This window comes from Salinicola lusitanus (assembly GCF_038648475.1).
In the GTDB taxonomy this organism is placed as follows: domain Bacteria; phylum Pseudomonadota; class Gammaproteobacteria; order Pseudomonadales; family Halomonadaceae; genus Salinicola; species Salinicola lusitanus.
Genome location: NZ_CP151919.1, coordinates 2,005,388 through 2,025,704, shown reverse-complemented (window position 1 = coordinate 2,025,704; position 20,317 = coordinate 2,005,388). Strand labels below are relative to the sequence as shown.

The window sequence follows — 20,317 nt, the reverse complement described above, 5'->3', positions numbered from 1 at the left end:
GGACAGGGTACAAAAGTCTACACACAGAATAGCTAGCTGCCTACGTTTTGCCACCGCCGCCATCGCTTTCGCCGTGCGCCGCATCGCCTCCGTCGTCGTCACGCCCATGCACGATGGCGACCAGCCGCTCGATGCCCCCGGTCACGCCCTCGCGCTGCCAGGCGTTGCGGCCGAAGATCACGCCGCTGGCGCCATTGTCCAGCGCACCCCGGGTAAATCGCGTCAACGCCTCGTCATCGTTCATCGCGGCGCCCCCCAGCACGAGCACCGGCACCGGACAGCTCTCCGTCAGAGCACGCATGTCGTCGGGATCGCCGGTGTACTGCGCCTTGATCAGGTCGGCTCCCAGCTCGGCGGCGATTCTCGCGACTCGCGCGATACGCTCTCCATCGAGCAACCCTTCCTCCCTGGCCCCCCACACCACCGCCTCGACGATCAGCGGCAGCCCGATCGCTTCGCACTGACGCGCCGCCACCGCCACCGCCTCGAGATTGTCGGCCTCGCGCCGAGGGTCGTCGTAGCCGGAGATCAGGCACATCACCACGGCATCCGCGCCCATCGCCTGCGCCTGGGCGGGGGTGGCGATCATGCGGTGATGCTCCTCCCCCGCCAGGGTGAAGTCGCCCACCATCGGATAGTCGATTCGCAGCACGACCCTGGGAGCCCGACTATCGGCGAACAGCGCCCCGCAGGACTTGAGCACGCCCGGCGACAGCAGTACCGCATCCGGACGCGAGTTGACGATGGCTTCGCAGGTGCGTCGCGCATCGATCGCATGCGCCACCGGACCCGCCAGCAGCGTGCGATCGAACGCCACCATGCAGGTCAGGCCGGTCTCGCGACGGAACAGCCGCCCCGTTCTCAATCCGCTGGCGGAAAATCTGTGGGTCATGATGCTGACTCCTGACTGGAGGAGGGTCCCTCCCGCGGGGCGCTTCCCGGCGAAGAAGGAGACGGCTCGGTAGCGCTGCCCGTGGTGTCGTCGGCAGCCGGGGCGAGCGAGACACCGTGCATGCGCACGGCGATCTCCCGTACCCTGTCGATCTCTTCCCGACGACGGTCTTCCGACCACGCCAGGGCCCCGCCGCACAGTGTCGCGACCTCTTCGATCACCGCGCTGTCGAGCAGGCCGGCCAGCGCGATCGGCAGACGCCGGAACAGCACGTCCGCCAGATGCTCGACGCGCTCGAAGCGGCAGACGAAATCGATCTCCCCGACCCGATAACCGGGCAGCGAATCCAGCGGCCGCTGACGGCAGGCGCCGCCGGCATTCATCCCCGCGCAGTGCCGTGCCACCGATTCGCCCCGCGTGCCATAGCGATCCAGCAGGGTAATGGCCCGGTACCGGTCGCCCTCGCAGAGGGCCGTCGCCCGGGCGAGCCACGCCTCCCGCGAGGTCGCATCGCGGGGAAAGTCCCGCCCACCGCCGATGGCCAACTGCCGGGTATCGATCTCGCGCCGACGCCCCAGTCTCGCCAGCAGGTCGTCGGCCGCCTCCTCGGCGAACCCGCGAAACGTGGTCCATTTGCCCCCCACCAGGGACAATACCGGCCAGGCGTGGATGCGATCCTCGACGATGGCGTGATCGCGGCTGATCTGGCCCGGATCGGCGGCATCGCTGCGCGGCAATGGCCGCACGCCGCTATAGCGGTAGCGAACCTGATCCGGACCGATCGTCACCTCGGGAAACAGGTAATGCACCGCTTCGAGCAGGTAGTCGCGCTCGTCGTCGTCGCAGACGGCCTGATCCGGGTCGGTGCAGCGGATGTCGGTGGCGCCGACCAGCACATGGCTCATGAACGGATAGATCAGGCAGATGCGGCCATCGGGCGTGCCGAAATAGATCATGCGCCCATCGAGCTGATCGCGGATCCGTGGCACGTCGACGACCAGGTGCCCGCCCTTGGTGCCGCCGATATGCCGCGTCTCCCGGCCCAGTTGACGGTTGATCTCGTCGATCCAGGCGCCGCCGGCGTTGACGATGATCCGCGGGCGCACCTGGAAGGCGCTGCCGTCTCCGTCGGCGAAGGTTATCGCCTCGCCATCGCTACCGGTCAGGGTGACGTGATTGAGCGCCATCGCGCCGCGATGGGCACGGCAGCCGTCGTCGATCAGCTCGAATCCGAGCCGCTCGGCCTGGCTGATCGCGGCATCGTAGTAGGTGTGGAGCGCCTTGACGTCGTGACGCACGTCCGGCAGCGACTCGCGCACCCGCTTCCCCAGCGTCACCGAGTGACGCGGCATGCTGCGGAAATGGCGGCCGAGGAAGTCGTAGAGCGTCAGCCCCGCTTCGCTGATCAGGATGCCGCGATCGTCGATCTTCGCCGGACGACGCAGAAACCGCTGGATCGACGGCCAGATCCCGCCCCACCAGCTGTGCGTCGGCATTGCCGTGCGCAACGGATGCACCACGTGCGGCGCGTTGCGCAGCAGCAGGTTGCGCTCGCGGGTCGACTGAGCCACCAGCCGAAACTCGCCGGTCTCGAGATATTTGAGTCCCCCATGGATCAGTCGCGACGGTGCGGCGCTGGCGCCGGCACAGAAGTCCTGCTTGTCGACGATCAAGGTATCGACGCCCTGCAGCGCCAGGTCGCGGAACAGCCCGGCGCCGTTGATTCCGGCACCGATGATCAGCACCGACACCGCGGGATCCGCGCGCAGGCGATCCAGGGTCTGCCGGCGCGTCAGCGGTGCGGCATTGGCGGGTTCCGTCATTGTCCTGCTCCCATCGTCGGCGTGGATTCGGTCGGGGTGTCGGGCAAATCCGAGGGCGACGCCTCGGCATCCAGTGTCGCCCATAGCGCTCTCATGCCTTCGATCAAGCGCTGATAACGCTCGAAGCCCTGCTGGCACGCTGCCTGGCGCTCCGAATCGGGGCTATAGCGGTGATCGACCTCGCAAAGCGCCGTGGTGGACTCGATGGAGGGAAATATCTCGGCTGCCACGCCGGCGCAGATCGCGGCGCCCCAGGCCGCGGCCTCCTGGATTCGCGACGTTTCCAGCGGTCGCCCCAGCGAGTCGGCGAACAGCTGGGCCAACCGCGGCGAGTGACTGCCGCCCCCGGTGATCCGGATGCGATCGATAGGGAACGTCGACGCCAGCGCATCGACATGCACCCGGTGATTGAACACCACCCCTTCCAGGATCGCGCGCAGGACATGGCCCCGGTCGTGCCAGCCCTGGAGACCGAACAGCCCGGCACTGGCCGGCTCGTCGTAGGGCGAACCATAGAGGAACGGGTGGTAGACCAGTCGTGACGGGCTGCGGAAGGCGGCGTCGAGCGCCGCCTCCATGTCGGCGAGGAAGGCCCCGGTACCACCGTCTCCCGGCTGCCCCCACTGACGATGAAACCACTCGAGATTGCTCGACGAAGCCGGTGAAATCGCCATGTTGAGCCACTGGCCAGGGCGCAGCCCGTTGCGTGTCGCCCAACGCGGATCGGGCTTGGGCGCGTCGGAAAAGACTTCGTTGATGCTGAACGTCCCGGCCGCGATGGTCAGCGTGTCCGATGCGATATTGCCCAGCCCCACCGCGCTGGCAGTTACGTCGTGCAACCCCGTGGCGACCGGTATACCGGCTTTGAGGCCGGTGGCCCGCGCCGCCGACGCGCAGACCTGGCCGGCGACCTCCTCGGGCAGGCGAACGTCGGGCAGGGCCTCGAAGGCCGAGGCGATGCCCAGCATCGACAGTGCGTCGCGGCTGTAGCGCTGGGTGTTGACGTCGGTATAGCCGGTGCTGGCCTCGGTGAAGTCGGTGGCGATCTCGCCGGTCAGCTTGAATCGCAGCCAGTCCTTGCAGGTCAGGACGTGGGCGAGAGCGGCGTAGCGCTCGGGTTGGTTGGCCTGCAGCCACGCCAGCAAGGTCACCGGCGAGAAGGCGAAAGGCGTCTGCCCGATCCGCGTCAACGCCTCCTCGCGCAGACCCCGCTCGCACCACCGCTCGACGATACCCGCCGCACGGCTATCGAGCGAGGTGATGGCGTGGCCGAGCGGCTCACCCTTGCGATCGAGTGGGTAAAGCCCATCGCCGTGGGCCGTGACCCCCACCGCCAGTATCTCACCGCCCTCGAGACCGGCAGCCGCCAGGGCGGCGCGTATCGATGCGGTGGCGCTCGCCCAGGCGACGTTCATGTCACGCTCGACCCAGTGCGCCTGGGGATGCTCGAGCCGGGACGCTTCCCGCCCGATTCCCACGACGTTGCCCCGGGTATCGAAAATCACCGCCTTGGTGGAACTGGAGCCACCGTCCAGCCCCAGCAGATAACCGCGCGACATGGCTGCCTCCCGTGTATTGGCCCCGCCGGCACACTTGCCTATCGTTGCGAGAGCTTCATGAGCGCCATTTCTAACACCATCTTGTGATACCTGGACGTTAGACGATGGTGTTAAACCAGAACTAAAATTTGAAAAATTAATTTAATTTCAGGTAGTTAAAACTAACCTCATGACGAAACGGTTTTATCGAGACCAAAGTCATAGGGCGCATCGTCACTTTTTGATGTTATTTCTTCATCGCCGATCAACATGACAGCGTTCTCCTACACATCGACAAAAAAGCCCTCTCCTCGCAGGAGTGAAACATCATGTGTAACGCCATGCTTCGAAACCTGTTTTATGTGTTTTCGCTGGCCCTGTGGGCGATCTCCACCACCGCCCATGCCGATGATGCCCAGCGCCAGTATCGCTTCGTGGTGGTTCCCAAGGTCGTGCACCCCTGGTTCGACCAGCTCAACGAGGGGGCTCAGGAAGCGGCTCGCGAGATTCAGCGCCTGACCGGTGCCGAGGTCACCGTTCAATACACCGCGCCCCAGAGTGCCAGCGTTGCAGAACAGAATCAGATACTCGAGAGAGCCATCGCGACTCGACCCGACGCCATCATCACCGACCTGCTCGACCCCACCGGCAACCGCGCCGTGATCCGCGAGGCCCTGGAGCAGGAGATTCCCGTCTCGGTCATCGATGACAAGGGGATCGAGGACATGCATCTCCCCGTCGTCGGCAGCGACTACTGCACCCAGGCGATGGTAGCGGCAGAACGCCTGGTCGAACTCCTCGACCAGAAAGGCAACGTGGCCATCATGATGGGCGTACCAACGGCTTCCAACCACGCGCAGCGCGCCGAGTGCAGCCGTGCGGTGTTTGATCGTTATCCCGACATTGACATCGTCGCTACCGGTGTCGACAACGACAGCATCTCCACGGCACAGAATCAGGCGGCGGCGATCATGCAGGCCCATCCCGAGCTGGATGGCTGGATCCCCTCCAATGCCGCCGGCCCCATCGGCATTGGCCAGGCAGTCAAGGAAGCCGGCAAGGCGGGGCAGATCAAAATCGTCGGTATCGATGATCTCAACCAGACCTTGAGCCTGATCCAGGAAGGCGTCATCGATTCCACGTCCGCACTACGCCCGAGGCTGATGGGGTGCTGGTTCATCATCAGTGCCTGGCAGCGCGCCAATGGTGCGGAAGTGCCCGAGTACATCGACACGGGACATGTATTCATCGATCAGGACAACGTCGAAGACTATCTATAAACGGCGACGTTTGACGTGGATTTCCGCTCACCCGTTCAGGAGACCGTGACGATGCTACCCGATGACATGCAAGCCGTGGTCTGTCGTGGCCCCGGCGACTACCGGCTGGAGCGCGTGCCCACCCCCCGGCCCGGCCCCAACGAACTGATTCTCGGCATCCAGGCCTGCGGCATCTGCTCCAGCGATCTCAAGTGCCGCGACGGGGCCGCCATGTACTGGGGCGACGGCGACCGCTTCGCCCCTTTCGTCAAACCACCGATGATCGTCGGCCACGAATTCACGGGGGAAGTCGTCGCACTGGGCGAGGGTGCCGGGGAGCACTTCGGCGTCTCGCTCGGTGATCGCGTCGTGCCGGAACAGATCCTCCCCTGCGGCAAATGTCTCTACTGCCAGCGCGGCCACTACTGGATGTGTGAAGTGCATCATATCTTCGGCTTCCAGGGCGGTGTCGCCGATGGGGGCATGGCCGAGTACCTGCGCGTGCCGGCCAATGCGGTGCTGCACCCGGTCGACCCGCGCCTGAGCGTCGAGGAAGCCGCCTTTCTCGAACCGCTGGCCTGCGGCATCCACGCCGTCAACCGCGCCGAGATTCAGTTCGACGACACCGTGGTGATCGCCGGTGGCGGCCCGATCGGCCTGGCCATGGTGCAGCTCGCCAGGCTCAAGACGCCCAGGCAGTTGATTCTGGTCGACACCCACGACGACCGCCTGGCAATGGCCTACGACTACGGTGCCGATCACGGCTTCAATCCACATCGCGACGATATCGCCAAGGAGATTCGGGCACTCACCGGCGGTTACGGCTGCGAGGTCTATATCGACGCCACGGGCTCGTCGAGCGGCGTGGCCCAGGGCCTGGAATCGCTACGCAAGCTCGGCCGCTTCGTCGAGTTCAGCGTCTTCAAGGAGCCCACCAGCGTCGACTGGTCCACTATCGGCGACCGCAAGGAGCTGGATATCCGCGGCTCTCACCTCTCTCCGCATACCTACCCGGTGGCGATCGACCTGCTGGCCCGCGGGCTGGTGACGACTCGCGGCATCGTCACCCACCGTGTTGCGCTGACCGACTTCGAACGCGGCTTCGAGATCGCCGCCCGGCGCGACTCGATCAAGGTCGTGTTGACGACGGGAGCGTCATGACCTCGCCCGCAGACATGACGACGCGTGCCGTGACCCGGGGGGCGCCAGCGCGCCGCCAGGCGATGCTGGACTACATCATCCAGGCCGGCTCGGCCCAGGTCGACGAACTGGCCGAGCGCTTCGGCGTCAGCCGGATGACGGTGCACCGCGATCTCGACGCCCTCTCCGAGCAGGGCATGGTCAACAAGCAGCACGGCGGAGTCACCACGCGCTCTTCCAGCGTGTTCGAAAGCAACTTCGCACTGCGCTCGCATATCGCCACGCGAGAAAAGCAGGCCCTGGCCCGCGCGGCGCTGGAGGAGATCGCCCCCGGCGAAGCGGTGATGCTGGACGACTCCACCACTGCCGCCGAACTCGCCCTGCTACTGCCGGCGCGGGAGCCGCTGACCGTGATCACCAATGGCCTGGAGAGCATCGACCGGCTCAAGGCCACCAGCGGCATCAAGTTGATCACCCTGGGCGGCGACTACCAGCCTCGTTTCAATGCCACCTTCGGCCTGCTCTGCGAACAGACGCTCGCCAATCTGCGTGCCAATATCGCGGTGCTTTCCGCTTCGGCGATCCTCGGCACTACCGCCTACGTGCAGGACCCGACGGTGACCCAGATCAAGCGCGCCCAGATGGCGGCGGCAGAGCGTCGGATACTGCTCGTCCACAGTGCCAAGTTCGGCCATGGCGCGCTGCACCGCCTCGCCGATCTCGACGAATTCGACCTCGTATTGATCGATGAAAGCCTTACCGTCGAGCATCGCACCACGCTGGACGAGGCCGGGGTTCGTTATCGCCTGATTCGGCTATGACGGGCTCGACCTGAGTAGGCGAAGTTCCACTCTCCGAGCATCGCTGGGAGTCACCGAAGACCGCTCTTGCGAGAGCAGCGGCGGGAAACTCCCGGCTCAGCTCGAAGCGTCACCGGCTCCGGGCCCGTTGATGGCCATCGAAGACCTGACAAGCATGGCGGCCACCGATCGAACGAGGAAGATTAATTATCTCGAGATGGTGCCAATGCTGGCGTCGATCGGGCGAGGCCACGGTGGAAAATGCCAGGGTCGAGAACTCCCATAAGGCGACACGCCCCATCGGGTTTATCGTCCATGACAGTGCATTCGTTATGTCTGATATTAAGTCATCCGCAGAACTCGTGAGCGGGGTATTCTCCTCGATCGTGACCTGTTGCTAAGATACAGAGACTGAAACCAATTCAGGCCGCGCCTGAAAATTGATTGGCAATGACAGTGTCAAGGCCTCCGCAAAGGTTGAACGCTAAAATAGCTGGCATTTTTGATGAGGCGAAGTAAGAGCATGGGCATCAAAGACAACGTTGACTCGCAGATCATAGAGCTATTGAAAAAGAATGCGAGAGAGAAGCTCTCGAACATCGCCAGGTTGGTGAACCGCTCCAGGACTTCGGTAGAGAAGAGAATCGAGAGACTCGAGGCAGACGGAACCATTCAAGGTTACAACGTAATATTAAATACAGACAAGGAGAGAAGCTCAAAAAAGCTGAGAGGCTTCGTCATCATCAATCATGTCTATGGCTCGCAATGCGAACAGCTGCTTAAAGAACTCGAAACTTTCGATATCATCAAAAGCAAGTACTCCGTTTATGGCGACCTGGATCTGATTTTGGAAATATCTTATGACTCACTCGAGGAAATGATGAAACTCAAATACTTCTTGACTGAACATCCAAAAGTGAAAAGCTCATCAATCTCCCCAGTGATCAAAATGTGGGACTAGGTCTCCTTGACATCTCACTGCTAAGACACACTCTTAATCTCGCCTTTCCAGGAGTACACGAAAATGGAAACCGCAACGATCAGGATCGGATAAATAACGCTTAGCCCCTGCAAAAGCACGATTATCAAGCACACACCAGCGCCAAGACAGGCAATCATTTTCTCAGCCATTCCTTGCGCCAACTTGAAAAGCACCAGCGCCGAAAAACCATACAGGATCAGAAAATTCTGGCCCGCCAACTTGAGAAGATTATCGATACCCAAAAACCCAATCCAGTCAAAGACGATAACGGTGCTGAAGATGAGAACGATCGTTATCAGTGCATAATATGGCTGGCCTTTGGTGAGATTAAGCAGATAGGAGGGCGCGATCCCTTCCTGCGCCAGAGAGTAGACCATCCTTGACACTCCCCACCCGGCAGCACTGAGATTCGCAAAGATCAAGGTGATAGCGATGAGACCGACAATCACGCTTCCATAGGCGCCAAGGTGATTATTGATGATAGTCGCGAAGGGCGCTGCGTAACCGTTCTGCAAATTCGCACGCTGAGCCACATAGGCCATGATCAGATATAGCGCAATGGCTACGAAGAAGGATATCCACATGGCGATGGGGAGATCTTTTCTGGGGTTCTTGAACTCGCCGGTGATGCTGGCTCCCACTTCCCACCCGGTAAAGGCAAAGAAGATCATCGGAACCGCCAACCAAATGGTGCGGAATTCGTCAATAGAACTTGGAGCTGCGATGGCATGGTATGCAGGCTCATTCGAGACCAGGTAGAGCGACAGCAGTGCCAGGCCAGTCAAGAAAACCACCAGCACCCATGATAGAACCTGATTTAGCTTGCCCGCGGCCTCGACTGACTGCAGATTGAGCAGTAGCACGGCCCCCATGATCAGCAATCCGTAAATGTGTGCGGAGCCGCCAAATGTCGTACTGGCGTAGTAGCCTCCCGTCAAAGCAATCGCAGGGAGGCCCAGAACGACGGCGCCCAGAAACATCAATGAGGCAACGACATAAGCGAACCTGCCGTAAGCTTGTTGCACGTATGCGGCCAACCCTCCTGGTCCGGGGTGTCGGCAGCCCAGGATAATGAAGATGACGAACAGAGGAGTGGCCAGCACGGCACAAATGATCCATGAGACCAACGAGAGATCTCCAACTCTTTGCACCGTGAGACCGGGTAAAACGAGCAGCCCTGCACCCAGAACTATATTGATGAATAGCGCTGCCCCCCTCCAGGCGGTAAGGGTTTTTTGTAGTTCAGCCATGAGACGACTCCTGAAGCTCTTCTAGAAGATGACTGACATCTCGAAAACATATCGTATAGATGCAGCCAGTATTCGAAGCTGTGGACTTGTGACGGGTGCCCGTAGGGAGGATATTTTCGTCGCCTTTCCCGCATTCAACTTGCCCAAAAAATTACACTAGTAACAAGGCACTCTGAGATAACTACCGTCTTCTGACCCGGCTGATGGCCGCGCCACTCGCGGGCAGGAATCAGATAATCTTTTCACCCTCTAGAAAGCCCTGATCACTCAATGCCGCAATGGTTATGCTACAGAGTCAGGGAGGATAAAAACATTTTACATAGTGCAAACGATTACGCGAAGTACCTAAACAGGGCTTCAATTTTCACGGCGCTTAGGAATATTCACTAACGTGCTTGGAAAATTACCCACCTCGGGCCTGTGCGATGTGTGGTGGCACCATTTCTTGCCAGGGCAACACCCCAGCCACGCCCCTCTCGTTGTCTTACCACCCTTTATCCAACCACCCGATGATCCGTTGTTGGCATGTCGGGCGACCTGATGCCAGGTGATGCCGCTCCGGCTCGAGCCTACGCCTCGATGATGAGTCAGCGACAAGGTCACCGGCGGAGCTCGGGGCATTCCAGACATGACGCTGTCGCCGCTGAGCGGGTCATCGATATTTTACAGACCGGACATTTGACGGTGTCCCTACCCCTTCACCGCTAGCGCCAACGCCAACGCTCGGACCTGGCCTCAATCGAGACGAAAAAAAAACCGCCGCGGGCGGGTACCCGCGGCGGCGTCTCGGGGGACGGCCTTGCGTTTTACTGCTTGAGCACGAACGGCGAGACGTACTTGTCGACGTTATCCGGCGTGATCAGGATGCAATCGAAGAGGTGCTTCTCGCCCTGGACACCGGTTTCACCGGTGGTGATGAACTTGTCGGCCATCTGCACCGCCGCCTTGGAGAAGATCGCCACCGGCTGCAGCACGGTGTAGGCGAGCTCGCCGGACTTGACCGCGTCGACCGCGTCGGGCGAACCGTCGAAGCCACCGACCACGACATCGTCCAGCTTGCCGGCTTCCTTGAGTGCGGCGATCGCGCCCAGCGCCATCTCGTCGTTGCCACTGATCACCCCTTGGATGTCAGGGTTGGCCTGCAACAGGCTCTGCATTTTGTTGAATCCCTGGGTACGGTCCCAGTTGGCGACATCCTCGCCGACCTTCTTGAGATCCGGGTACTGGCTCAACACCGTCTCGTAACCGTTGGAGCGGGTCGCGGCGTTGTTGTCCGACGGCGCGCCCTTCAGCTCGACGTAGTTGGCCGAGTCGCCGACCGCCTGTACCCACTGCTGGGCACCGAGGGCGGCACCCTGGGCGTTGTTGGAGACCAGTTGCGCCTTGGCCAGCCCCTGCTCGTTGATTTCCGCGTTGACCAGGAATACCGGGATACCGGCGTCGACGGCCTTGCGCACCGCACCGACGGAACCATCGGCATTGGCGGGATCGAGAATGATCGCCTTGGCCTGGTTGGTGATCGCGGTATCGATCTGGCGGCTTTCGGTATTGGTATCCCCCTTGTGGGCGCTGACGTTGGCGCGATACCCCAACCCCTCGGCCGTTTCCCGGGCGATCTTGCCTTCGGTGAACCAGTAGGGGTTGGAGGTATCGTTGACGATGACCGAGATCAGCCCCTTGTCCTGCGCCAAGGCGGTTCCGGCGAGCAACGGCGCGCTGACGGCGAGGGCTGCGATCAGCAGGCGTTTTCCTGTCTTGAACATGATGGATCACCCTTCTTTTGCGATTGTGATGACTAGCGTGCAGCGGTGAGGCTAGTGCTGTGTTGCCGGTTTACCGGCCGTACTTTCCGCCTCGGATGTCACGCGCGCGGCGTTGCCGCTCGAGGCCGGAGAAGAGGGGTCGTCGGGTGCCTTCGGTTCCGCGGGCCTAGCCACGCGCTTCCGGCGCCCGCCGTACTGAATGCTGTTGAGCAGCACCGCCAGCACGATCACCGCACCGGTGAAGACGGTCTGCCAGTACGAGGAGACGCCGATGATGACCAGGCCATCGGACAAAAAGCCGATCACGAAGGCCCCCAGCAGCGTGCCGCGCACGGTACCGCGGCCACCGGTCAGCGCCGCCCCGCCGATGACCACGCCGGCGATGGCGGTCAGCTCGTAGGTGGTGCCGGCGGTGGGGCCGGCGGAGGTGAGCTGCGACGACAGCACCAGCCCGGCGATCGCCGCACAGATGCCGGAGAGCACATAGACCGAAACCTGGACCCGCTTGACCGGCACCCCGGAGAGCTCCGCGGCGCGGGCGTTGCCACCGGTGGAGTAGACCCAGCGCCCGAACGGCGTGCGCGCCAGCGCCAGCAGGGTGACGACCGCGACGATCGCCAGCACCCAGACGCCCACCGGCACACCGAAAAGGCGGTTGAAGCCGAGCCAGTCGAAACCGGTATTGCCCAGCGCCGGATCGCCGCCGAGGTTGTTGTAGGTCAGGCCGTCGGTCATCAGCAGCGCCACGCCGCGGGCCACATAGAGCAGGCCCAGGGTGGCGACGAACGCCGGCACCTTGAAGTAGGCGATCAGCACGCCGTTGATGGCGCCGATGAAGGCCCCGACCCCACAGGTGAGGATCACCACCACCCAGACCGGCGGATAGAGGGTCACGCCGAACGCATCCAGCGTCACGCCCTGCATCAGAAAGCCGGCGACCACCCCGCACAGGCCCAGGGTCGAGCCCACCGACAGATCGATGCCGCCGGTCAGGATCACCAGCAGCATGCCGATGGAGAGCAGCCCGAAGATCGCCACGTGGGACGACATGGTCAGGAAATTGTTGGTCGAGAAATAGACCGGCGACAGCGCCGAGAAGATGATGATGATCGCGATCAGGGCGAAGAAGGCGCGACCCTCGAGCAGCATTCGCCCCAGATCGAAGCCACCACTCTGGCGCGCTGGCGCTTGGCTGTGCTTGGACATAATCAAAACTCCCTTCGAGTAAAAGCGCTCACGCGACCACGGCCTCGCCCGAGGCGGCCATGATCTGCTCCTTGGAGGCGTCGGCGCCGAACTCCGCCGCGATGTGTCCGCGGCTCATCACCACGATGCGGTGGGCGATGCTCAGGCATTCGCCGACTTCGGAAGTGGAGAAGATCACCGCCAGCCCCTGCTTGGCGGCCCCTTCCGCCAGCAGCTTGAACACCTCGGCCTTGGCCCCGATGTCGATACCGCGGCTCGGCTCGTCGAGCACCACCACCCGGGGATGGGTCGCCAGCATCTTGCCGATCACCACCTTCTGCTGGTTGCCGCCGGAGAGCGAACCGATCTCGGCCCTGGGCCCGTCGGTCTTGATATGGACATTGGCGATCGACTCGTCGACTACGCCGCGCTCGCGGCTGCCCGAGGTCAGCAGCCAGCGGGTGAACGCCTTGATGCTGGCCAGCGACAGGTTCTCGCCCACCGACATGGTCTGCACCAGACCATCGCGCTGCCGGTCTTCCGGCACCAGCACCAGGCCCTTGGCGATGCGCTCGGCGATGCTCAGGTGCGAGACGTCCTCGCCTTCCAGCACCACCCGGCCGCCGCTCAGCGGCACGCGGCCAGCCACGCACTCGAGCAGCTCGGTGCGTCCGGCGCCCATCAGGCCATAGATGCAGACGATCTCGCCGGCGCGCACCTCCAGCGACAGATGGTCGACCACCGAGCGGTCCGGCACCGCGGTATCGGCGACACTGACATCCTCGAGCGACAGCGCCACGTCGCCCATGGCGTGACCAGTCGGCGGCGAGCCGAGATCGAAGTTCTCGCCGACCATGTTGCGCACGATCCACTCCAGATCGATGTCCGCTCGCCGGGCATAGGCCGTCATCACGCCGTCACGCAGCACCACGGCGTGGTCGGTGATGAGCAGCGCTTCCTCCAGGTGGTGGGAGATGTAGACGATCGAGACGCCGCGGCTCTTGAGATCGCGAATCACCCGGAACAGCACCTCGACCTCGGTCGCCGACAGCGCCGAGGTCGGCTCGTCCATGATCAGGATGCGCGAATTCACCGACAGCGCGCGGGCGATTTCGACGATCTGCTGCTGGCCCAGGCGCAGGTCCTCCACCGGCGTCAGCGGATCGATCGGTTCGTCGAGCTCCTCCATCAACGCCCGGGTCTGACGCGCCTCCTCGGCATAGTCGATACCGGCAGGCCCCTTGATCTCGCGGCCCATGAAGATGTTGTCGCGAACGCTGAGATTGGGCGCCAGGCTCAACTCCTGATGGATGATCGAAATGCCCAGGCGCTGGGCATCGGTGGTCGAGGCGAACCGCACCGGTTCACCCTCCAGCACGATCTCGCCGGAGGTCGGCTGGATCACCCCGGACAGGATCTTCATCAGCGTCGACTTGCCGGCCCCGTTCTCGCCGAACAGGGTGGTCACCTGACCGCGATAGACGTCGAAATTGACCGTCTTGAGCGCATGCACGCTGCCAAACGATTTGGCGACATCCCGCGCCGACAGCACCACATCGTCGACCGGTTCGCCTGCAGGAGCAGGCCGACTCGAGGAGGAAGCCATCACTGCACCTCCATGCTGACGGGTGTCACCAGCCAGTTCTTGGGATTGATCAGCTTGAACACACCGGTCACGCTGACGGTCTTGCCGCTCAGATCGGCGGTATCGATGTCCGCCAGCACGGCTTTCTTCATGGCGTCGTTGATCGAGGCGCCGGCGTTCTGATACTCGATCTGGTTGGCAAACTCGCCGAACGAGATCTGGCCGGTGGCGTCGCGCAGGTCGGTACCATTGATCGCCGGGCCGGTCTGCACGCGCAGCGTGATCTCGTCGGGCACGCCCTTGGCGTCGACGGTATAGATGCCTGAACGCGCCTCACCGAATGTCCCGCTGAAGGTGACCGGCACCACCGGGCCGAAGCCGTCGCCGACACCGTACTTCTGACCCGCCGCCGTCGAATCCGCGAGTACCGCCGACGCCAGTTCAGCGGCATCGACGGCGCGCTCCTCGACGCTCGCCTGAATCGCCGGGAAATGCTCCCCGCCATAGGTCTCGGCAGAGAAGCCGCCGGCCAACTCCGCCTCGTGGCCGATCTCGACCACCGTGGTATCCCAGGCCATTGCCGCCAGCACCACGACCACACAGGCGCCGATGATCAGGCGCCCTTTCAGCTTGCCCGGCGCCGCTGGCCGACTGGCAACTGTTGTACTCATCGCTTCGAGCCCTCTTTCCTGATACCGCTGTCTTCGTCTGCACGGCGCCGGGGCAACCGTCGCCGCCGCGCCGAAATCAGGGGATCAGCACGATCTTCAGTGACTTCGATCCGCTCTTCATCAGCTCGAAGCCTTCCTCGTATTTCTCCAGCGGCAGCTTGTGAGTCACCACACCTTCGGTCGGGAAGTCGCCGTTGCGGATCCCCTCGATGACCAGCGGATAGCAGTACGGGCCGAGGTGGGAACCCAGCACGTCGAGCTCCTTGCGGTCGGAGATGATGCTCCAGTCGACGCTGACCGGATCCTTGAACACGCTGAACTCGACGAAACGCCCCAGCTTGCGAATCATCGACAGCCCCTGCTCCACCGACTTGGGATGCCCGGTCGCCTCGATGTAGACGTCGCAGCCGTAACCCTCGGTCATCTCCTTGATGATCGAGACCACATCGTCGCGCTTGGGGTTCAGGGTCAGGTCGGCGCCGAATTTCCTGGCCAGTTCCAGGCGGTCGTCGAACAGGTCGAGCACGATCAATTTCTCGGCGCCCGCTTTCTTGGCCGCACCGACCATGCCGAGCCCCAGGGTGCCGGCGCCGGAGAGCACCACCACGTCGCCCAGTTCGATCTTGGCGCGCTGCACCGCGTGCAGCGAACAGGCGTAAGGCTCGATCAGGATCGCCTTCTCCAGCGGCAGCTCCTCGGGGACGTGGTAGTTGATCGCCTCCTTGGTGAACTTCATGTACTCGGCCATGCCGCCGTTGACGTTGTTCTGGAAGCCGTACAGGTCATGCTTCTCGCACATCCAGTACTGGCCCCGACCGCAGAAGCGACAGTTCCAGCACGGCACGATCTGCTCGGAGATCACCCGATCGCCGACGGCGTAGCCTTCGACCTGGGTACCGACCTTGACCACCCGGCCGATGAACTCGTGCCCCGGAATCATCGGTGCCTTGATATAGGCGGGCTGGGTCTCGTCACCCCAGAAGCTGGGCGCGCCGTCGTAGGACTTGATGTCCCCGGCGCAGATGCCGCACCCCTCGACCTTGACCAGGATCTCCTTGTCCTCGATCTCGGGGACCGGCACTTCTTCGTAGCGATAATCGTTGGGTGCGTAGGCGACCACCGCTTTCATCGTGCGGGGGATGTCGTCGTGGGAAGTCGCTTGGGTGGATGTGGCAGTGGCGTCGCTCATGGAAGATCTCCTGCGCTTAAACACATGATCAATATTTGGTCATATGTTTTTAGCCCAGCAGCGGAAAAGACATCAATACGCAGAGCGGGAACACACCCTAAGACTTTAGCCAAATGATTTTTATCTTGTTGATAAACATAGATTTAAAATGAATTCATTTGACTTCTTACGACTAAAGTTATCGTCGGGTTGGCGGCAAGATTCGAGAAATCGATTGGAAACAAAATGCGTTAGAATGATCTAAATAAGATCATATGATCACCGCAAGGATCGAAACGCACGATCGTGATCGTGAGCGACGGCAGCGGAGAGGCTCGGGTGGAGCCACTGCCCATGAGAAAGGAGGAGGTCGGTGTCGGGCATCCGGCCGGGGGCCGTGCCACAGCCGGACCGCGACAGCGGCCCGGCTGCCGGGCCGGTCAATCGCGCTTGAAATAGCGCCGGGAAATGGAGTCCAGCGAGATCGCGATCACCACGATGGCGCCGCTCACCATCGACTGCCAGTACGGGGAGATGCCCAGCAGCACGATCACGTTCTCGATCACTCCGATGATCGCCGCGCCGAAGATCGCCCCCAGCGGCGTACCGATGCCGCCCGTGGTCGGCACCCCGCCAATCACCGAGGCGGCGATAGGCCCCAGCACCCACGAATCCCCGATGGAGGGCTGTGCCGAGCCGAGCCGGGCGACCATCAGCATGCCGGCCAACGCCGCCAGAAAGCCTGCGAAGGCGAACACGCCCAGACGAACACGATCGGCGCGAATGCCCAGCATCCTGGCGGCCGACAGATTGCTGCCGACGGCATACATGTAGCGCCCGAACGGGGTCTTCAGCGTGATGAAACAGGCCACGACCAGGAACAGCAGCATGATCCAGAACGGCACCGGCAGGCCGGCCCACTTGCCGCTGCCGAGAAACCCGATGTCGGCGGGAATGCCGGTGATCGCCACCCCCTTGGTGATGACCAGGTTGAGTCCGCCGTAGACCCCCGCCATGCCGATCGTCAGCACCAGCGAGGGGAGCCGGAGCAGCGTCACCAGCAGGCCGTTGAGCAGCCCGAACAGTGCCCCGATCACCAGGCAGAGCGCGAATGCCAGCCACGGATTCAGCCCCAGCTTGACCATGAGGATGCCGCCGATCACGCCGCAGAAGCCACCGATGGCGCCGAGCGACAGGTCCAGCTCCCCCAGGATCATCAACATCGACTGCGCGATGGTGATCATGCCGATGAAGGCCAGCGACCTGGCGATGATGACCAGGTTGTAGCTGTTCAGGAAATTTTCCGACAGCAGCGACGCCACCACCACGATGAGCGCCAACACCCCCACCACGCCACTCAGAGGGTTGCTGACCATGAACCCCATTGCCTTACGCAGCATGCCCGCTTCCCCCATGACCGTGGATGGCTCCGACCAGCGCGTCTCCACTGGCCTGATCGATATGAAACTCTCCGCTGACCTTCCCTTCGTAGAGTGTGATGATGCGATTGGCGCAGCGTCGCAGCTCATCCATCTCCGAAGACACCAGGATGATTCCCACGCCACGCTCCGCCAGCACCTTCATCAACCGATAGATCTCCATCTTGGTGCGGATATCGATCCCCTTGGTCGGCTCGTCGAAGATCAGTATGCGAGGGTCACAGGCCATGGCGCGCCCGATGATCGCCTTCTGTTGATTGCCGCCCGACAGGAAAGCGATGTTCTTGTTCATGGTCGGCGTCTTGATGTCGTAGTCGCGCACGATGTCGCCGACCCGTGCCCGCTCCCGGCGGGCATCGATCACCCCGTGGCGGGCGGTGGCGCGCAGCAATGCCATGCCGATATTGCGGCGCACGCTCTGGCCGGGAAAGATGCCGTGATACTTGCGCTCCTCGGAGAGATAGAAGAGACCGTGGCGAATGGAGTAGTGCGTATCCCCCAGCCGCCACGCCTCCCCCTCCAGCTGGACCGTCCCGGACCGGGCCGGCAGAAAGCCGAACAGCGTCTGCATCACTTCGGAGCGGCCAGCCCCGACCAGGCCGGCGAACCCCAGGATCTCTCCGCGCCGCAAGGTGAACGAGACATCCTCGAATCGTTTCCCGCAGAGCCCCTCGACTCGCAGCATCACCTCCCCGCTCCCGCCCTCCGGCTGCAGGCGGCTGTCCGTCTTGACCTCCTGCCCCGACATCAGCGAGACCAGTTGACGGTCATCCAGCTGCGACGCCGGCCGCGTCTCGATCTTGCGACCGTTACGCAACACGCTGATGGTGTCGCTGATGGCGAACATCTCGTCGAACTTGTGCGAAATGAAGACGACACCGCACCCCGAGGCCACCACATCCCGCACCACGCGGAAGACGCGCTCGACCTCGGTCTCCGTCAGCGAAGAGGTCGGCTCATCGAGGATCAGGATCTTCATCGACTCGTTGGTGCAGGCTCGCGCGATCTGCAGCAGCTGCTGATCGGAGATCGAGATGTGGCGCACCTTGTCGCCAGGGCTGGCCGCGATCTTGAATCGATCGAGCCAGGTCTGCGCCGCACGCTCCAGCTCGCCACGCTTAAATAGCCAGCCCCCGCGCCGGGAGCGCGAGAACGGCATGAAGAGGTTCTCGGCAACGGTCATGTTGCCGAACAGGTTGATCTCCTGGGGGACATAGGCAATGGTCTTGTGCAGGTGGTCGTGACTCGACGCATCCTGACCGTCGATCATCACCCGCCCCTGGGATGGCTTCTCGGTGCCGGTCAAGATCTTGACCAGCGTCGACTTCCCCGCGCCATTCTCCCCCGCCAGCGTATGCACCCGGCCCATCTCGATCTCGAGCACGACGTCATCCAGCGCCTTGACGCCCGGAAAACGCTTGCTGACATGGTCGACATGCAAGTAAGCCATCGTCGCCTCCCGTGGACTCTCGCGTTGAATCACCGCAACCGCCCCCGCCGGAGATATCGCTGCCGGCGGGGGCGCCCTGGGCCTCACTCCATGAAGGAGTCGACGTTATCGGGCGTGATCATGACGTTACCGGTATCGATGTGATTGGGCGTGATCGCCCCGGTAGCCAGTTGCCACATGTTGATCACCGACCAGTAGCCCTGCATGGTCGGGCGCGAAGCCGACGAGGAGTCCGCCACGCCCTCCTTGATCAACACCAGCATCTGGCTGAGGTCATCGAGACCGACCAACTGGACCTTGCCGACCTTGTCGGCCTCCTTGATCGCCTGGCCGATACCGACCGGTCCGGCGGCGTCCGACGCCACCCAGCCATCGAGGTCGGGGTTGGCCTGCATGATCGCGGAGGCCTGCTGCTGCGCGGTATTGATGTCATCGTTGTCGACGCCGGTCGCGACAACCTCGATACCCTCGTGCGCATCAAACACGGCCTGCGCGCAGCGCGCCCGCTCGGCGTGATTGGGGGCCGTGGGCACGCCCATCATGATTGCCACCTTGCCCTTTCCATCCAACAGCTCGATCAGGCGGTTGGCCGCCATCTCGGCCTGCTCGCAGAAATCGCTGCCGACGGTGGTCAGATTCATTCCCTCGGGGTTGATCGAATCGAACAGCGTGATCGGAATCCCCTGCTCCTGGGCCTCCTCCAGCACGGTGCGGTTGCCGCTGGGATCGAGAAGATCGACGATGATCCCGTCGGGACGCGTCGAGATGGCACGCTCGATGATCTCGTTCTGCTGGGCGACGTTGGCGCTCTGGGGAGCCGAGTACTGGATCTCCACGTCGGATCCGGTCTGCGCCTTGATGGCAGCAGCAGCCTGCTGCGCACCCTGATTGACCTTGTCGAACCAGGGGTGGACCACCTTCGGCACCACCACGAAACGATAGCTATCGTGCTTCTCGGTCCCCGGACCCTCGGCGGCGAGGGTCGATGAAGCCACTCCCGCGGATGCCAGAATGCCGAGTGCCAGTGCCAGACTCGCCTTGACGATTTTCATGAAGAACCCTCCGCAATGATCCAAACCACCATTCAAATGAGACACATGGAGTTCACATGAACACCTCATGTCACCATCACTCACCGCTTGGCTTGCAAACTGAACAAGGCAGGCTTCAGTGGCTGCGATGAAAGCCACCTTTTTTCACTTCAATTTCATTGGCTTAATAAATTTCAGCACGACGACGCATCAAAACAAGGCAAAATCGGGCGCTCATTTCCTCATGATCATATGATCACCATGCAGCAGCCTTTACCTCCCACCCCATATCGAGACCGTCGACCGTCCAGCCATCCCGCTGAAAACACCGGGCGGCACGC

At 62.5% G+C, this 20,317-nt stretch carries 16 protein-coding genes; 4 read left to right on the top strand and 12 right to left on the bottom strand.

What is annotated here, in order from left to right:
* Positions 1-40: 40 nt before the first annotated feature.
* From AAGT95_RS09320 to AAGT95_RS09310, 3 genes are read right to left on the bottom strand one after another with little or no spacing between them, the layout of a single operon-like run.
* Positions 41-892 (bottom strand): hypothetical protein, encoded by an 852-nt coding sequence (locus AAGT95_RS09320; RefSeq protein ID WP_342596295.1) that lies wholly within the window; start codon positions 890-892, stop codon positions 41-43.
* Positions 889-2,715, bottom strand: coding sequence for a glycerol-3-phosphate dehydrogenase/oxidase (locus tag AAGT95_RS09315; RefSeq protein WP_342596294.1), 1,827 nt, complete (start codon positions 2,713-2,715; stop codon positions 889-891). The genes AAGT95_RS09320 and AAGT95_RS09315 overlap by 4 nt, the downstream gene beginning before the upstream one ends.
* Positions 2,712-4,274 carry an FGGY-family carbohydrate kinase gene (locus AAGT95_RS09310; protein WP_342596293.1) on the bottom strand — a complete coding sequence of 521 codons (1,563 nt, stop codon included), beginning with the start codon at positions 4,272-4,274 and terminating at the stop codon, positions 2,712-2,714. Before AAGT95_RS09310 ends, AAGT95_RS09315 begins: the two co-directional genes overlap by 4 nt.
* 308 nt (positions 4,275-4,582) lie before the next feature.
* On the opposite strand from AAGT95_RS09310, the gene AAGT95_RS09305 reads away from it, so the two are divergent.
* From AAGT95_RS09305 to AAGT95_RS09290, 4 genes are all read left to right on the top strand, one after another.
* On the top strand, positions 4,583-5,533 hold the full coding sequence (locus tag AAGT95_RS09305; RefSeq protein WP_342596292.1) for a substrate-binding domain-containing protein: 951 nt from the start codon (positions 4,583-4,585) through the stop codon (positions 5,531-5,533).
* Between the two features lie 51 nt (positions 5,534-5,584).
* Positions 5,585-6,673 carry an alcohol dehydrogenase catalytic domain-containing protein gene (locus AAGT95_RS09300; protein WP_342596291.1) on the top strand — a complete coding sequence of 363 codons (1,089 nt, stop codon included), beginning with the start codon at positions 5,585-5,587 and terminating at the stop codon, positions 6,671-6,673.
* Complete coding sequence (locus tag AAGT95_RS09295) at positions 6,670-7,473, top strand: DeoR/GlpR family DNA-binding transcription regulator (protein ID WP_342596290.1); 804 nt, start codon at positions 6,670-6,672, stop codon at positions 7,471-7,473. The genes AAGT95_RS09300 and AAGT95_RS09295 overlap by 4 nt, the downstream gene beginning before the upstream one ends.
* A gap of 502 nt (positions 7,474-7,975) precedes the next feature.
* The gene (locus AAGT95_RS09290) at positions 7,976-8,413 is read left to right on the top strand and encodes an Lrp/AsnC family transcriptional regulator (RefSeq protein ID WP_162302625.1); all 438 of its coding nucleotides are present in this window, start codon (positions 7,976-7,978) and stop codon (positions 8,411-8,413) included.
* Positions 8,414-8,433: 20 nt separating this feature from the next.
* Here the strand turns inward: AAGT95_RS09290 and AAGT95_RS09285 are convergent, their stop codons facing one another.
* From AAGT95_RS09285 to AAGT95_RS09245, 9 genes are all read right to left on the bottom strand, one after another.
* Entirely contained in the window at positions 8,434-9,684 is a 1,251-nt protein-coding gene (locus AAGT95_RS09285) for an APC family permease (RefSeq protein ID WP_342596289.1), read from the bottom strand.
* A gap of 806 nt (positions 9,685-10,490) precedes the next feature.
* A complete protein-coding gene (locus AAGT95_RS09280) occupies positions 10,491-11,447 on the bottom strand; it encodes a D-ribose ABC transporter substrate-binding protein (protein ID WP_342596288.1) in 957 nt (318 codons plus the stop codon).
* A 51-nt stretch (positions 11,448-11,498) separates the two neighbouring features.
* A complete protein-coding gene (locus tag AAGT95_RS09275; RefSeq protein WP_342596287.1) occupies positions 11,499-12,653 on the bottom strand; it encodes an ABC transporter permease in 1,155 nt (384 codons plus the stop codon).
* Positions 12,654-12,681: 28 nt separating this feature from the next.
* A complete protein-coding gene (locus tag AAGT95_RS09270; protein WP_342596286.1) occupies positions 12,682-14,238 on the bottom strand; it encodes a sugar ABC transporter ATP-binding protein in 1,557 nt (518 codons plus the stop codon).
* Entirely contained in the window at positions 14,238-14,888 is a 651-nt protein-coding gene (locus tag AAGT95_RS09265) for a DUF2291 domain-containing protein (protein WP_342596285.1), read from the bottom strand. Before AAGT95_RS09265 ends, AAGT95_RS09270 begins: the two co-directional genes overlap by 1 nt.
* Before the next feature lie 76 nt (positions 14,889-14,964).
* Positions 14,965-16,077: an MDR/zinc-dependent alcohol dehydrogenase-like family protein gene (locus AAGT95_RS09260; RefSeq protein ID WP_342596284.1), complete on the bottom strand. Its 1,113-nt coding sequence runs from the start codon at positions 16,075-16,077 to the stop codon at positions 14,965-14,967.
* Positions 16,078-16,496: 419 nt separating this feature from the next.
* On the bottom strand, positions 16,497-17,456 hold the full coding sequence (locus AAGT95_RS09255) for an ABC transporter permease (RefSeq protein WP_110601266.1): 960 nt from the start codon (positions 17,454-17,456) through the stop codon (positions 16,497-16,499).
* Positions 17,446-18,945, bottom strand: a complete 1,500-nt coding sequence (locus AAGT95_RS09250; protein ID WP_342596283.1) for a sugar ABC transporter ATP-binding protein — start codon at positions 18,943-18,945, stop codon at positions 17,446-17,448. The genes AAGT95_RS09255 and AAGT95_RS09250 overlap by 11 nt, the downstream gene beginning before the upstream one ends.
* 83 nt (positions 18,946-19,028) lie before the next feature.
* Positions 19,029-19,997, bottom strand: coding sequence for a substrate-binding domain-containing protein (locus tag AAGT95_RS09245; protein ID WP_110601269.1), 969 nt, complete (start codon positions 19,995-19,997; stop codon positions 19,029-19,031).
* Positions 19,998-20,317 lie beyond the last annotated feature (320 nt).